General features: G+C 70.8%; 13 protein-coding genes and 1 pseudogene. 4 read left to right on the forward strand and 10 right to left on the reverse strand.

What is annotated here, in order from left to right:
• Positions 1-93 precede the first annotated feature (93 nt).
• Positions 94-1,251, reverse strand: a complete 1,158-nt coding sequence (locus tag IE178_RS33715; RefSeq protein WP_193514906.1) for an adenosine deaminase — start codon at positions 1,249-1,251, stop codon at positions 94-96.
• A gap of 113 nt (positions 1,252-1,364) precedes the next feature.
• On the opposite strand from IE178_RS33715, the gene IE178_RS33720 reads away from it, so the two are divergent.
• The gene (locus IE178_RS33720) at positions 1,365-2,126 is read left to right on the forward strand and encodes an alpha/beta hydrolase (protein WP_184761154.1); all 762 of its coding nucleotides are present in this window, start codon (positions 1,365-1,367) and stop codon (positions 2,124-2,126) included.
• A gap of 106 nt (positions 2,127-2,232) precedes the next feature.
• On the opposite strand, the gene IE178_RS33725 is transcribed toward IE178_RS33720, so the two are convergent.
• Positions 2,233-3,195, reverse strand: coding sequence for a LysR family transcriptional regulator (locus IE178_RS33725; RefSeq protein ID WP_193514907.1), 963 nt, complete (start codon positions 3,193-3,195; stop codon positions 2,233-2,235).
• Between the two features lie 63 nt (positions 3,196-3,258).
• Here IE178_RS33725 and IE178_RS33730 point away from each other — a divergent pair, with 63 nt between their 5' ends.
• Positions 3,259-4,548, forward strand: a complete 1,290-nt coding sequence (locus IE178_RS33730) for an MFS transporter (protein ID WP_184761152.1) — start codon at positions 3,259-3,261, stop codon at positions 4,546-4,548.
• A 148-nt stretch (positions 4,549-4,696) separates the two neighbouring features.
• Entirely contained in the window at positions 4,697-5,710 is a 1,014-nt protein-coding gene (locus IE178_RS33735) for a sigma-70 family RNA polymerase sigma factor (protein WP_193514908.1), read from the forward strand.
• On the opposite strand, the gene IE178_RS33740 is transcribed toward IE178_RS33735, so the two are convergent.
• Entirely contained in the window at positions 5,594-5,989 is a 396-nt protein-coding gene (locus IE178_RS33740; RefSeq protein ID WP_193514909.1) for an STAS domain-containing protein, read from the reverse strand. The two genes, IE178_RS33735 and IE178_RS33740, sit on opposite strands and share 117 nt — an antisense overlap.
• Positions 5,990-6,135: 146 nt before the next feature.
• Between IE178_RS33740 and IE178_RS33745 the strand changes: the two genes are divergently transcribed.
• On the forward strand, positions 6,136-7,056 hold the full coding sequence (locus tag IE178_RS33745; RefSeq protein ID WP_193514910.1) for an AEC family transporter: 921 nt from the start codon (positions 6,136-6,138) through the stop codon (positions 7,054-7,056).
• Position 7,057: 1 nt separating this feature from the next.
• Here the strand turns inward: IE178_RS33745 and IE178_RS33750 are convergent.
• The 7 genes and pseudogenes from IE178_RS33750 to IE178_RS33780 all read right to left on the reverse strand — a co-directional run bounded on the left by IE178_RS33750 (position 7,058) and on the right by IE178_RS33780 (position 14,731).
• A pseudogene (locus tag IE178_RS33750) lies at positions 7,058-7,641 on the reverse strand (Uma2 family endonuclease).
• Between the two features lie 89 nt (positions 7,642-7,730).
• Entirely contained in the window at positions 7,731-9,008 is a 1,278-nt protein-coding gene (locus IE178_RS33755) for a thymidine phosphorylase (protein WP_184761320.1), read from the reverse strand.
• Positions 9,009-9,100: 92 nt separating this feature from the next.
• The gene (locus tag IE178_RS33760) at positions 9,101-9,514 is read right to left on the reverse strand and encodes a cytidine deaminase (protein ID WP_193514911.1); all 414 of its coding nucleotides are present in this window, start codon (positions 9,512-9,514) and stop codon (positions 9,101-9,103) included.
• Entirely contained in the window at positions 9,511-10,785 is a 1,275-nt protein-coding gene (locus IE178_RS33765) for an ABC transporter permease (protein WP_184761147.1), read from the reverse strand. Before IE178_RS33765 ends, IE178_RS33760 begins: the two co-directional genes overlap by 4 nt.
• Complete coding sequence (locus IE178_RS33770; RefSeq protein WP_193514912.1) at positions 10,782-11,906, reverse strand: ABC transporter permease; 1,125 nt, start codon at positions 11,904-11,906, stop codon at positions 10,782-10,784. Before IE178_RS33770 ends, IE178_RS33765 begins: the two co-directional genes overlap by 4 nt.
• Complete coding sequence (locus IE178_RS33775) at positions 11,906-13,483, reverse strand: ABC transporter ATP-binding protein (protein WP_184761145.1); 1,578 nt, start codon at positions 13,481-13,483, stop codon at positions 11,906-11,908. Before IE178_RS33775 ends, IE178_RS33770 begins: the two co-directional genes overlap by 1 nt.
• A 198-nt stretch (positions 13,484-13,681) precedes the next feature.
• Positions 13,682-14,731, reverse strand: coding sequence for a BMP family lipoprotein (locus IE178_RS33780; protein WP_193514913.1), 1,050 nt, complete (start codon positions 14,729-14,731; stop codon positions 13,682-13,684).
• Positions 14,732-15,021: the final 290 nt, after the last annotated feature.

Here is a 15,021-nt window from a genome sequence, read left to right on the forward strand (position 1 = left end):
GACCGTAAACACGCGGCACCTCCCGCCGCAAACATCGAAATGCGGACGGATGGTGAACACCGCCCGCGTTCCCGCCGCCTCCACGTGCCCCGGTCAGCCTTCCGTGTTCGTAGAAGCGCTGGTGGACGCGGTCTGCCGGAACAGCCATTCGGATTTCAGCTCGGCATATCCGGGCTTGATGACGTCATTGATCATGGCCAGACGTTCATCGAAAGGAATGAACGCTGATTTCATCGCATTGACGGAGAACCACTGCATGTCGTCGAGCGTGTAACCGAAGGCCTCGACAAGGTGCTCGAATTCCCGGCTCATGCTGGTGTGGGACATCAGGCGGTTGTCGGTGTTCACCGTGGCCCGGAAGTGCAGCCGGCGCAGCAGACCGATGGGGTGCTCGGCGTACGAGGGGGCCGCTCCGGTCTGGAGGTTGGAGCTCGGGCAGAGCTCCAGCGGGATGCGCTTGTCCCGGACGTAGGAGGCGAGCCGGCCGAGCTTCACGGTCCCGTCCTCGTGCACCTGGATGTCGTCGATGATGCGCACCCCGTGTCCGAGCCGGTCGGCGCCGCACCACTGCAGGGCCTGCCAGATGGACGGCAGTCCGAACGCCTCACCGGCGTGGATGGTGAAGTGGTTGTTCTCCCGCTTGAGGTACTCGAAGGCGTCGAGGTGCCGGGTGGGCGGGTAGCCGGCCTCGGCGCCCGCGATGTCGAAGCCGACGACGCCGAGGTCCCGGTAGCGGTTGGCGAGTTCGGCGATCTCCAGGGCGCGGGCGGCGTGCCGCATCGCGGTGAGCAGGGCGCCGACGCGGATGCGGTGGCCGTTCTCCTTCGCGCGGCGCTCGCCCTGCCGGAAGCCCTCGTTGACCGCCTCGACGACCTCTTCGAGGGTCAGTCCGCCGTCCAGGTGCTGTTCGGGGGCGTAGCGCACCTCGGCGTAGACGACACCGTCCTCGGCGAGGTCCTCGGCGCACTCGGCGGCGACCCGGACGAGGGCCTCGCGGGCCTGCATGACCCCGACGGTGTGCGAGAACGTCTCCAGGTACCGCTCCAGGGAACCGGAGTCGGCGGCCTCCCGGAACCACAGGCCGAGCTTGTCCGGGTCGGTCTCGGGGAGGTGCGGGTATCCGGTCTCGCGGGCCAGGTCGACGACGGTGCCGGGGCGCAGTCCGCCGTCGAGGTGGTCGTGCAGCAGGACCTTGGGCGCCCGGCGGATCTGGTCCGTGTCCGGGGTGTTCACAATGGTCTGGCTCGTCATCTGCGCACTCTAACTCCTACGCGCGTAGATCACAGGGCGCGCGCTTCCGTCGATACGTAACGGTGACCGCACGGACGGGTGGAGTACACCCGCGTTTCTGACACTGTTCTGTCATGGCACAGCAAGCGACGCCGGTTCGCAGGGCCCGGCTGGGGCGGGCGCTCGGCCCGGAGCCGACGGCGGTGAGCGGCGTGGTGCTGCTGCTCCCCGGCGGCGAGGAGGTCTCCAGCCGCAGGCCGTCCTCGATGGTGGCGGCCGCCTCCGTACGCGGACTGGGACGTCGTCTCACCCGCGCGGCCCGGGACCGGAGCCTCGCCACCCATGTGGTCCACTACCGCTACCGGGGCTGGAACGGCAGCGAGGCGCATCTCGCGCGCGACGCCGCCTGGGCCGCCGACGAGGTCGTACGGCGCTACGGGGACGTCCCCGTGTGTCTCGCCGGTCTCGGAATGGGCGGCAGGGCCGCGCTTCACGCGGGGGGCCACGAGGCCGTCAGCTCCGTGCTGGCCCTGGCCCCCTGGCTGCCCGAGGAGGACGTGGCGGCGCCACCCGAACCGGTGAAACAGCTCGCCGGGCGGCGCGTGCTGATCGTGCACGGCACGAACGACGCGCGGACCGATCCGGAGCTGTCGTTCCGGCTGGCGGCGCGGGCGAAGAAGGCGAACCGGGAGGTGTGCCGGTTCGAAGTCCATGCGGACGGGCACGGGCTGCACCAGTACCGGGACGAAGTGCTGGCGCTGGCCGAGGACTTCGTGATGGGGGCGTTGTTCGGGCGGGGCTTCTCGCGGCCCCTGCAGGACGCCTTGGCGGCGCCTCCGCCGTTGGGGTTGCGGATGCCGCTGGCTGCGGGGTTCGGCAGGTCTTTGCGACGGTGACGCCGTGCGGCCCGATGTCGTGCCGCGACTGCGGGTGGTCCGTGGCTTGTCGCGCCCACGCGGCGGAGCCGCACGATGTCACAGCCCCGCGCCCCCGGGGCTGCCCTCACGTCGGCAGGAGGTTGCCCCTCTTGGAGAGCAGGAACTTCTTGAAGGCCGTCACCGGGGGTGTGTCCGGGCGGCCCGCCAGCCAGGCCACGCCGATTTCCCTGGCGGCCTTCGGGGCCGTGACGGTCAGTTCCACCACTCCCGGGCGGGGGAAGGCCGGTGGGGGCAGGAGGGCGACGCCCAGGCCCGCGGCGACCAGGCCGCGCAGGGTCTCGGCCTCCTCGCCCTCGAAGGCGATGCGGGGTCGGAAACCGGCCTGCGCGCAGAGGTCGTCGGTGATGCGGCGCAGGCCGTAGCCGGGTTCCAGGGTCACGAAGGTCTCGTCGGCGGCCTCGGCCAGTCGGATGCGGCGGCGGCCGGCGAGGCGGTGGTCGAGGGGGACGACCAGGCGCAGCTTCTGCTCGTCGAGGCGGCGGGCGACGAGGTCGGGGGCGTCGGGCACCGGGGAGGTCAGGCACAGGTCGAGTTCGCCGGCGCGCAGGCGTTCCAGCATGGCCTCGCCGTAGTTCTGGACGAGGCTGAAGCGGATGCGCGGGTGGTCGGCGCGGAAGGCGTGCAGCAGGCCGGGCACGGTCTCGGCGCCCATGGTGTGCAGGAAGCCGAAGGCGACCTTGCCGGTGGCGGGGTCGGCGTCGGCGCGGACCTCGTCGGCGGCGCGTTCGATCTCGGCGAGGGCGCGTTCGACGGAGGCGAGGAAGGTGTGGCCAGCGGGGGTCAGGGAGACCGTGCGGCCGTGCCGGGCGAACAGGTCGACGCCCAGGTCCTGTTCGAGGCGGACCATGGCCCGGGAGAGGGTGGACTGCGGAACCTGCATCTCCTGGGCGGCGCGCGTGACGTGCTCGGTGCGGGCGACTCCGGCGAAGTGGGCGAGGCGGGGCGCCAGCAGTCTCGACATGTCGGTCGTGTCTTGTGTGTCACTGGTCTGTGACAGCCGACTCCGTGACCTCTGCTCATGCACCATGGGAACGATTATGGCGATTCCATGCATTGGACGGATGAGCGGGGGCGTACGTAGCTTCGTGGCATGACTCCCGCCAGTACCGGGGCGTCCACCAGTGTGGGCGCCGTCGCATCCGTTCCTCCCGCCCACCCCGGCTCCCAGACCGTCCCGGAGTCCCGGATGTCCCCGGGCGGTCCCGGTTACCGCCGGATGAGTCTCGCCCTGTTCCTCGCCGGTGTGGCGACCTTCGCGCTGCTGTACTCCACCCAGGCCCTGCTGCCGCTGATCTCCGGTGACTTCGCGGTGAGCGCGGGGGACGCGAGCTGGACGGTGGCGGCGGCGACCGGTGGCCTCGCGGTGTTCGTGCTGCCGATGAGCGCGCTGTCGGAGCGCTACGGCCGGCGTACCGTCATGACGGCCTCCCTGGCCGTCGCGGTGACCGTCGGGCTGCTGGTGCCCTTCGCCCCGTCGCTGGGCTGGCTGGTGACGCTGCGGGCGCTCCAGGGCGCGGCCCTGGCCGGGCTGCCCGCCTCGGCGACGGCGTATCTCGCGGAGGAGGTCACGCCCAAGGCCCTGGTGACCGCGATCGGGCTGTTCGTGGCCGGCAACAGCGTCGGCGGGATGAGCGGCCGGGTGATCACCGGGTGGGTGGCGCAGGAGTGGGGCTGGCGGGTCGCCGTCGGCGTGATCGGCGTGGTGGCGGTGGCGTGCGCGGTGGCCTTCCGGCTGCTGCTGCCGGCGCCGAAGCACTTCCGGCCGGGCTCGCTGCGGCCGCGCGTGCTGGCGCGCACCGTGCGGGACCATCTCGCCCATCCGCTGCTGCGGCGTCTGTACGCGATCGGCGCGCTGTTCATGACGGTGTTCGGCGGTGTGTACACGGTCATCGGCTACCGGCTGACCGAGGCGCCGTTCTCGCTCCCGCAGGGTGTCGCCGGCTCGATCTTCCTGGTCTACCTGGTGGGTACGGTCTCGGCGTCGGCGGCGGGCCGGCTGGTGGGGCGGCTGGGCCGCCGGGGCGCGCTGTACGCGGGCGGCGGGACGACGGCGGTCGGGCTGCTGCTGTCGCTGGCCGGGTCGCTGCCGCTGGTGCTGCTGGGTCTGGTGCTGATCACGGCCGGCTTCTTCGCGGGGCACGCGGTGGCGTCGTCGGCGGTCGGGAAGACGGCGACGGTGGGGCGTGCGCAGGCGTCCGCTCTGTATCAGTCCGCCTACTACGTCGGTTCCAGCGTGGGGAGCACGGTGGGCGCGCTCGCGTTCCACGCGGGTGGCTGGGGCGGGACCGTGGGGGTCGGGCTGGTCGCGGTGGCCGGGGTCGCGGCGATCACCCTGGCCGGGACGCGGGCGGCCCGGGCGGCTGTGGTCCGGCCCGCCTGACGTCTCCCGCCGGGGAACCGGCGTCGGACACGGCCCCCTGAGCCGCGCATACGCGCACTCGGGAGGCCGTTGTCAGTGGGCTGCGGTAGCTTCCGAAGTGCCGGGTGCGATGGCGCGCCCCGATGACGCCACATGGGGTGGGTGGACGATGACGAACGGCACGGCGACGACAGACCTGGACGCCAGGCTGGAAGCGCACCGCGTCGAGCTGACCGGGTACTGCTACCGGATGCTCGGCTCCTCCTTCGAGGCGGAGGACGCGGTGCAGGACACGATGGTCCGCGCCTGGCGCAGCTACGACAAGTTCGAGGGCCGCTCCAGCCTGCGCTCCTGGCTCTACCGCATCGCGACCAACGTCTGTCTGGACATGCTGACGGCGGGCAACAAGCGCGCCCGGCCGATGGATCTGACGGAGTCCACCCCGCTGGCGCAGGCGGCCCTGTCGCCCCGCCCCGACCACACCTGGCTGGAGCCGATGCCCGACTCGAGGGTGCTGCCCACCCCCGCCGACCCGGCGGAGGCCGCGGTCGCCAAGGAGTCGGTGCGGCTCGCCTTCATGGCCGCGCTGCAGCAACTGCCCGCGAAGCAGCGCGCGGTGCTGATCCTGCGCGAGGTGCTCGCCTGGAAGGCGAGCGAGGTCGCCGAGTTGCTGGACACCTCGGTCGCGTCGGTCAACAGCGCGCTCCAGCGGGCCCGGGCGACGCTCGCCGAGCGGCAGCAGTCGGGCGCCGACGCGTCGGTCTCCGATCCGCTGGACGCGGAGCAGCAGAAGCTGCTCGAGCGCTATGTGGCGGCGTTCGAGGGCTACGACATGTCGGCGCTGACCGCGCTGCTGCACGAGGACGCCATCATGACGATGCCGCCGTTCGACCTGTGGCTGACCGGCGCCGACGACATCACGGGCTTCATGACGACGCTGGGCACGCCCTGCGCGAACTCGCGGCTGGTGCCGGTGGAGGTCAACGGCCTGCCCGGGTTCGCGCAGTACAAGCCCGACCCGGAGGCCGGCGGCTTCACCCCGTGGGCGGTGCAGGTGCTGGAGATCTCAGACGACCGGATCACCGGATTCCACTGCTTCCTGGACACCGAGCGGTGGTTCCCGCTGTTCGGGCTGCCCCTCCGTCTCGAAGCGGAGACCGACCAGGTCGAGCAGGGCGCATAGGGCCGGGGAGGGGTCGCGCAGCCTGATCCGGCCCCCGGCCCGCCGGGCGGTGAGCTGGAGCCGCGCGAGCAGGTTCACGGCGGCGAGCCCGGGTGGGCCGAGACCGCCGACATCGCACACGACCACCCCGCCAAAGCCGCCGCCACCGCTCTCCAGCAGTTCCCGCAGCGCCTCGCAGGGCCCGCTCACCTCGTCCCGGGTGAGGGGGCCGCTGAGCACGAGTACGGGCGGTGTCATGGCATCCACGACCGGTAGACCGGTCGTCGGCGCGTAACTCATCGCGGGGGTCGTGCGGGTGCGCGGCGGTCGGCGCCGCAAGGATCACATTGACCCGGGCACGGCCTTCCCCGGAGGGTTGGCTGTATGCGCCACAGATCATCCCCGCCCCTGGTGTCCGGTGCCCTTCGCCGCAGCGAGGAGCCGCCGTGCAAGGGGTACTGAGCGGGTTCCTGGTGATCGCCGTCGTCATCGGCGTCGGTTATGTCATCGGCCGCCGGGGGCATCTGGGTGCTCAGGGCCGCGAGGTCCTGACGAAGCTGGCGTTCCACGTGGCGTCCCCGGCCCTGTTGTTCACCACGCTCGCCTCGGCCGACCTGTCGGTGGTCTTCTCCAGCCGGCTGCTGGTCACCGCGCTGAGCACGGCGGCGGTCGCGGGCGTCTTCGTCGCGGTGGGTGTCGTACGCGGCTGGGGCGTGGGCCGCACCACCATCGGCGCCCTGTGCTCCAGCTACGTCAACTCCGGCAACCTGGGCATCCCCATCGCGGTGTACGTCCTCGGGGACGCCTCCCTCGTGGCGCCGGTGCTGCTGTTCCAGCTGGTCGGGGTCACGCCGGTCGCCCTCACGATCCTCGACCTGTCGACCGCCGGCGAGAAGGGTCCGCTGTGGAGGCGGCTCCTCACGCCGTTGCGCAATCCGATCGCGGTGGGATCGCTGGCGGGGGTGGCGGCGTCCGCGACCGGAATCGAGATACCGGGCCCGGTCATGGACCCGGTGAACCTGATCGGCAACATGGCGGTCCCCGCGGTGCTGCTCGCGTTCGGCATCTCGCTGCGCGGCAGCACCCTGCCGCTGCGGGGCGGCGAGCGCGGGCCGGTGCTGCTCGCCGTGGCCCTGAAGGCGGTGGGCCAGCCGCTGGTCGCCTGGGCCCTGGCGGTGGGCGTCTTCGGCCTGCGCGGGGCGCATCTGCTGGACGTGGTGGTGACGTCGGCACTGCCGGCCGCGCAGAACCTCTTCACCTACGCGAGCAGCTACCGGGTGGGCGAGACCCTGGCCCGGGAGGCGATCCTGGTGTCGACGGTGCTGTCGGTGCCGGTGCTGGTGGTGGTGGCGGCGCTGCTGGGGTGACTCAGGTCTCGGGGAACTCGCCGGTGTCGATGACGAGGTCGAAGGGGGCGGGGAGCTTGATCGGCTCCCCGAACTTCGCCGTGCTCAGGGGGCGGTGGACGTCACCCTTCGGTTCGCCGTAGAGCGTCGCGGTCGGGCCGTCGGGCGCCCAGCGGTCGACGAGGAGGTAGAGCGGGATGCCCGCGGTGGCGTAGGCGGCGGGCTTGCTGACGCGGTCGTCACGGCGTTGGACTTCGAGGTGACCTCGACGACCAGCTCGGCGAGGGCGGCGGGGATGTGGGTGTCCGACTCCGTGTGGTCCCGCCTCGGAGCCACCACAAGATCGGGGATGAGCATGCCCACGCGCGAGGGCACGGCGATCGCCGGCGTCTGGTAGATTCCCCAGTCCTCCGGCATCACTGGGTAAAGGCGACGCTGAATACTTTCCGCGATCACGTTGTGACGGTACGCGGGAGCAGGTGACAGGGTGATGATCCCCTCGATGATCTCCACCTTGCTGCCCTCGGGCCAATCCATCTCCTCCCAGTACCGGACGAGGTCGTCCCAGCTCTGCTCGGGGTCCTGGCTCACGGTGAGTGCGCTCAGTCGGGCATCGGTGCGTCACCGAGTCCAGCATGCCAACGGGACCGGTGGGGGTCCACCGGTCCCGTTCACCCGATCGGGGAAATCCCAGGTCAGGCGATGCGTTCCAGCACCACCGGCGTGGCGGTGAAGTCCGTGCCGGGGGCCTCGACGTCGTAGGAGCCCTCGACCGCCCGGAGCGCGTAGTCGAAGCGGTCCGGGGTGTCCGTGTGGAGGGTCAGGAGGGGCTGGCCCTCCGTCACGGTGTCGCCGGGCTTGGCGTGCATCTCCACGCCCGCGCCCGCCTGGACCGGGTCCTCCTTGCGGGCGCGGCCCGCGCCGAGGCGCCAGGCGGCGACGCCGATGTCGTAGGCGTCCAGGCGGGTCAGGACGCCGGAGGCCGGGGCCTTCACCACGTGCTGTTCGCGGGCCACCGGGAGCTCGGCGTCCGGGTCGCCGCCCTGGGCCGTGATCATGCGGCGCCAGACGTCCATCGCGGAGCCGTCGGCGAGGGCCTTCGCCGGGTCGGCGTCCGTGATGCCCGCCGCGTCCAGCATTTCGCGGGCCAGGGCGAGGGTCAGTTCGACGACGTCTGCCGGGCCGCCGCCGGCCAGGACCTCGACCGACTCGCGGACCTCCAGCGCGTTGCCGGCGGTCAGGCCGAGCGGGGTCGCCATGTCGGTCAGCAGGGCGACGGTCTTCACACCGGAGTCGGTGCCCAGGCCCACCATCGTCCGGGCCAGTTCGCGCGCGTCCTCGATCGTCTTCATGAAGGCGCCCGAGCCGGCCTTCACGTCCAGGACCAGGGAGCCGGTGCCCTCGGCGATCTTCTTCGACATGATCGAGGAGGCGATGAGCGGGATCGCCTCGACCGTGCCGGTGACGTCGCGCAGGGCGTAGAGCTTCTTGTCGGCGGGCGCGAGGCCGTCGCCCGCCGCGCAGATCACCGCGCCGGTGGTGTCCAGGACGGAGAGCATCTCCTCGTTGGAGAGCAGGGCGCGCCAGCCGGGGATCGACTCCAGCTTGTCCAGCGTGCCGCCGGTGTGGCCGAGACCGCGGCCCGACAACTGGGGGACGGCCGCGCCGCAGGCCGCGACCAGGGGGGCCAGCGGGAGGGTGATCTTGTCGCCGACGCCGCCCGTGGAGTGCTTGTCGGCGGTCGGGCGGGACAGCGAGGAGAAGTCCATGCGCTCGCCGGAGGCGATCATCGCGGCCGTCCAGCGGGCGATCTCACGCCGGTTCATGCCGTTGAGCAGGATCGCCATGGCGAGGGCCGACATCTGCTCGTCGGCCACCTCCCCGCGGGTGTACGCGTCGATGACCCAGTCGATCTGCTCGTCGCTGAGTTCGCCGCGGTCCCGCTTGGTGCGGATGACGGAGATGGCGTCCATGGCCATGGCTGGCGTTCCTTCCGGGGTGCGAAGGGCACGGCCCCCGCGAACGACGGTAAACGGGACAGTCGCTCGCAGGGGCCGTACGGGGATTACTTGGTGAGGTACTGCGGGCCGAAGGCCTGCGGCAGCATCTGAGACAGCGCCACGATGCCCGCCGGGGTCTCCAGCAGCAGATCGGAGCCGCCGAACTCGTACAGCAGCTGGCGGCAGCGGCCGCACGGGACGAGGACCTCGCCCTTGCCGTCCACGCAGGTGAAGTGCGTGAGCCGGCCGCCCCCGGTGCGCTGGAGCTCGGAGACCAGTCCGCACTCGGCGCACAGCCCGAGGCCGTACGACGCGTTCTCCACGTTGCAGCCGGAGACCGTCCGTCCGTCGTCGACGCGGGCCGCGACGCCGACGGGGTAGCCCGAGTAGGGGGCGTAGGCGTGGGACATGGCGTCCCGCGCGACGGCGCGCAGCGCATCCCAGTCGACGTCGGCCGCGGTGGGCCCGGACGCGGTCACTTGCCCTGTCCCTTCCGGTACGGCATGCCGTTGGCCCTCGGCATTCGCAGCCGCTGCGCGGACAGGGCGAGGACGACCAGGGTGATGACGTACGGCGTGGCGGAGACGACCTGGTTGGGGACCTCGTTGGTGCCGGCGTACCAGGCGAAGACGAGGGCGCCGACGACCAGGGTGATCACCGCGTGGACGTACTTCTTGCGGATCACCAGCCAGATGGCGCCGATGAGCAGCAGCAGCGCGCCGAGCAGCAGCAGGGCGTGCACGTTGGCGGAGCCGCCGCGCAGGTTGAGGCTGTCGGTGTAGCCGAACAGGCCGGCGCCGATGGCGAGGCCGCCCGGCATCCAGTTGCCGAAGATCATCGCGGCGAGGCCGATGTAGCCGCGTCCGCTGACCTGGCCCTCCAGGTAGAAGGGGTTGGCCACGAGGGAGAGGAAGACGCCGCCGAGGCCGGCCAGTCCGCCGGAGATGATCACGGCGAGGTACTTGTACTTGTAGACGTTGACGCCGAGGGACTCGGCGGCGATCGGGTTCTCGCCGCAGGAGCGCAGCCGCAGGCCGAAGGCGGTGCGCCACAGGATCCACCAGGTCGCCGGGATGAGCGCGACGGCGATCAGGGTCAGCCAGGAGACGTTGGTGACCAGTCCGCCGAGCAGGCCGGCGATGTCGGAGACGAGGAACCAGCCCTTTTCGTTGAGGTCCCGCAGCCCGTCGGACAGTCCCGGCACGGTGAAGTGGCCGAGGGACTCGACCGCCGGGGACTGCTTGGCGGAGCCGCCCTGGTGGCCCTCGAAGGCGAGCGGGGCGAGGTAGCGGGTGGCGCCGAGGGCGAGGATGTTGATGGCCACACCGGAGACGATGTGGTTGACGTTGAAGGTGATGGTGACGATCGCGTGCAGCAGGCCGCCGATCGCGCCGCCGATGATGCCGACCAGGACGCCGGTCCACGGACCCCACTGGAATCCGGCCCAGGCGCCGAACCAGGTGCCCAGGATCATCATGCCTTCGAGGCCGATGTTGACGACGCCCGCCCGCTCGGCCCACAGACCGCCGAGACCGGCGAGGCCGATCGGGACGGCGAGCTGGAGGGCGGTGGACATCTGGCTGACGTTGGTGATGCCGTCCGCGCCGGTGATGAGGCGCACGATCGAGACCAGTGCCAGGGCTCCGGCGATGACCAGGAGCAGTACGGGCCACGACATGCGGCGGCCGGTCGGCGGTGCGTGTTCCAGCGACGGCTGGTTGACGTCGGTCGCTGTGGTCGGAGCGGTCATCGGCCGGCCACCTCCTTCGTGGTGTTGTTGTCGGCGCCCAGGATGTGCCCTGCGGCGAGTTCCGCGCCGACCCGGCGCTGCTGGCGGCGCAGGCCCCATTCGCGGACGGCCTCGTAGGAGACGACGACCGAGAGGACGATCAGGCCCTGCATGATGACCGCGATCTCCTTGTCGTAGCCGTGGAAGTCCAGCTCGGGCGAGGCCTTGTCGAGCCAGGCCCACAGCAGGGCGGCGAAGGCGATGCCGACCGGGCTGTTGCGGCCGAGCAGGGCGATGCCGATGCCGAGGAAGCCGATGCCGGTGGGGAAGTTGAGGCTGTAGGTGTGGGTGTCGCCCATCAGGATGGGCAGGCCCGCGAGTCCGGCGATGGCGCCGGAGAGCAGCATGGCGGTGAGCACCATGCGCTTGGGGCTGACCCCGCTGGCCGCGGCGGCGGACTCGGAGGCGCCGGAGGCGCGCAGGTCGAAGCCGAAGCGGGTGCGGTTGAGGACGATCCAGTAGCCGATGCCGAGCAGTACGGCGAGGATGACCAGGCCGTAGATCTCGCCGGCCGCGCCCATGTCGATGCCGGGGATCCAGCCGGACTCGTGCATCTCGCCGGTGGTGTTGTTGTTGCCGACCTTGACGCCGAAGACGGTGGGCAGCCACAGGTAGCCGATGACGGAGGTCGCGATCGCGTTGAGCATGATCGTGGCGACGACCTCGCTGACGCCGCGGGTGACTTTGAGGACACCGGCGATGCCGGACCAGAAGGCGCCGGTGAGCACGGCGGTCAGGAGCAGCAGCGGGATCTGCAGAGCGGCCGGGAGGTTCGCGTGGGCGCCGACGATGGCGGCCATCATGGCGGCGAGCTGGTACTGGCCGTCGACGCCGATGTTGAACAGGTTCATCCGGAAGCCGATGGCCACGGCGAGGGCCGCGATGTAGTACATCGAGGCCTGGTTGATGATCAGGACCTGGATGTCGGAGAACCCGGCCTGCTCGAACATCAGGGCGAACGGCTCGACCGGGTTCTTGCCGGAGGCGAGCAGCACGATCGCGCTGAGGGCGAAGGCCACGGCGAGCGCGATGACCGGCCCGGCCACCGCGAGGAGCACGCGCTCCTTGTCGAACTTCTTCATCAGCGGGCCTCGTCTTCCGGGGACTCGGCGGACTTGGACACGTCGGCCGAGGTCTCGGGGGTCTCGTCGTGTTCGAGGTGGCCCTCGGCGGCGCCGGTCATGGCGGTGCCGAGTTCCTCCGGGGTGATGGTGGCCGGGTCGGCGTCCGCGACCAGCTTGCCGTCGTAGATCACCCGGAGGGTGTCGGACAGACCGATCAGCTCGTCCAGGTCGGCGGAGATCAGCAGGACGGCCAGGCCCTCGCGGCGGGCCTCGCGGATGTGGTCCCAGATCGCGGCCTGCGCGCCGACGTCCACACCGCGGGTGGGGTGGGCGGCGATCAGGAAGCGCGGCTTGTGGCTCATCTCGCGGCCGACGATCAGCTTCTGCTGGTTGCCGCCGGACAGGGAGGCCGCGGTGACGTCGATGCCGGGGGTGCGGACGTCGTACGCCTGGACGATGCGGCGGGTGTCCTCCTGGGCGGCCTTCGGGTCCAGCCAGACGCCCTTGGCGTTGGGCTGCTCGGTGACGTGGCCGAGGATGCGGTTCTCCCAGAGGGGGGCCTCCAGGAGCAGGCCGTGGCGGTGGCGGTCCTCGGGGATGTAGCCGATGCCCTGCTCGCGGCGCTTGCGGGTGGCCCAGGAGGTGATCTCCTCGTCGGCCAGCCGGATGACGCCGGAGTCGGCGTGCTTGAGGCCGATGAGGGCGTCGACCAGCTCGGTCTGGCCGTTGCCCTCGACGCCGGCGATGCCGAGGACCTCGCCCGCGTGGATGGTGAAGGTGATGTCGTCGAGCAGGGCCTTGCCGCCGGGGGCCGACAGGCGCAGCTTGTCGACGGTGAGGACGGGGCGGTCGGTGACCGTGGACCCGGCCGTCTCCGGCGTCGGCAGCTCGCTGCCGACCATCAGCTCGGCGAGCTGGCGCGGGGTCGTCTCGGCGGGGACGGCCGTGCCGACCGTCGTGCCGCGGCGGATGACGGTGATCTCGTCGGCGACGGAGAGGACCTCGCCCAGCTTGTGGGAGATGAAGATGACCGACAGGCCCTCGGCCTTCAGCTCGCGCAGGTTGTCGAAGAGGGCGTCGACCTCCTGCGGGACGAGGACCGCGGTGGGCTCGTCGAGGATCAGGGTGGTGGCGCCGCGGTAGAGGACCTTGAGGATCTCCACGCGCTGACGGGCGGCGACGCCGAGCTCCTCGACCAGGACGTCGGGGCGTACGCCGAGGCCGTAGCGGTCGGAGAGTTCCTTGATCTTGCGGCGGGCCTTCGCGCCGATGCCGTAGAGCTTCTCGCTGCCGAGGACGACGTTCTCGAGGACGGTGAGGTTGTCGGCGAGCATGAAGTGCTGGTGCACCATGCCGATGCCGCGGACGATGGCGTCGGCGGGCGACGAGAAGCTCACCTGTTCGCCGTCGACCGCGATGGTGCCCTCGTCCGGCTTCTGCATGCCGTAGAGGATCTTCATCAGGGTCGACTTGCCGGCGCCGTTCTCGCCGACGAGGGCGTGGACGGTGCCCTTGCGGACGGTGAGGTGGATGTCGTGGTTGGCCACGACACCCGGGAAGCGCTTGGTGATCCCGGCGAGCTCGACGGCGGTCACCGATTCGTTGACCGCCGCTCCGGCCGGAGGGCTGCTGGACGCGTTGATGGCGCACTCTCCTGGGGACGGGGGCCGTCTACGCGCGTAGTGCCCCTACGGCATGCAAAGGGGTGGCGCACCGAACCGACGGGGTACGAGGAGCCGGGCTCCCCGTACCCCGTCGAGCGGACGCGACCCCGCGGGTGTTCAGGGGGTGTCTCAGCTCGACTTGACCTTGATCTCGCCGCTGATGATCTTCTCCTTGGCCGTCTCGATGGCTTCCTGGAGCTCGGCGTCGTCCGCGAACTTCGGGTTGGAGTTCGACAGGCTCACCTCACCCGTCTGCAGATCGCCCTTGACGATACCGGTCGTGGGCTTGCCGTCCTCGACCGACTTCGCGAGGTTGAACACCGCCTTGGCGACATCCTTCATCGCCGAGGTGAGGATCGATTCCTTGTACTTGGCGAGGGCTTCCTGCCGGTACTGGTCGGAGTCGACACCGATCGCCCACACCTTGTTGGCGGCGGCGGCCTCGATGACACCCTGACCGGACAGACCGGCGGCCGCGTAGATGACGTCGGCCTTCTTCTCGATCTGGCCCTCGGCGGCGCTCTTGCCCTTGTCGGGGCTGGAGAAGCCGCCCTCCTCCGCGGTCTGCGTCAGGTACTGCGGGATCACCTTGACCTTGGCGTCGGTGTCCTTGACGCCCTGCTCGAAGCCCGCCTGGAACTTGTGGATCAGCGGGATGTCCACACCGCCCACGAAGCCGACGGTGTTCGTCTTGGTGCTCTTGGCGGCGGCGACGCCGGCCAGGTAGGAGGCCTGCTCCTCGGAGAAGACCAGGTCGGCCACGTTCTTCGCCTCGATCGTGGCGTCGTCCACGATGCCGAAGGTGGTGTCCGGGAACTTCTCCGCGGCACCCTTCACGGCGGCGGCGTAGGCGTAGCCCACACCGATGACCGGGTTGTAGCCCTGCTTCGCCAGCGACGCCAGGCGCTGCTCCTTGTCGGCGTCCGTCTCGCCCTCGGTGGGCTCGACGTCGGCCGTCTCGTAGCCGAACTCCTTCTTCGCCTGCTCCAGGCCCGCGTACGCGGCGTCGTTGAAGGACTGGTCACCCTTGCCGCCGACGTCGTAGGCGATGGCGAGGCCCTTGTCGCCCTTCGACTCGGACGAGCTCGAGGAGGTCGAGGTGCCGCCGCAGGCGGAGAGGGCGAGGGCCAGGGAGGCGGTCGCTGCGCCTGCGACCGTGATCCGGGAAATCCGGCGCATCAGTGGTGCTCCTGTCGTACAAGCGCCGGGACGGTTCAGCTACGGCGCTGGCTTCGCCGCAGATTAACGCGCGTAGACCTGCCTGAAAACCCCTTCTGTCCACCTTGTTATCCGGCCGTGGCCAACCCGGCTCCGAGTCATGGTCACGGCATTGCCGATCGCGAATGGGGGGTGGCGGTGGGTGACGGACGTCGGGGGGGGTGCCTCTATGTCTTTCGTCAAGAGGTCCGCGTCGGGTTTGGGATGGTCTGGCTTGCTGGGGTCATGCGGCGAGTTCGACGTCCTCGGGG

This window comes from Streptomyces griseoloalbus, from assembly GCA_014650015.1.
GTDB lineage: Bacteria > Actinomycetota > Actinomycetes > Streptomycetales > Streptomycetaceae > Streptomyces > Streptomyces griseoloalbus.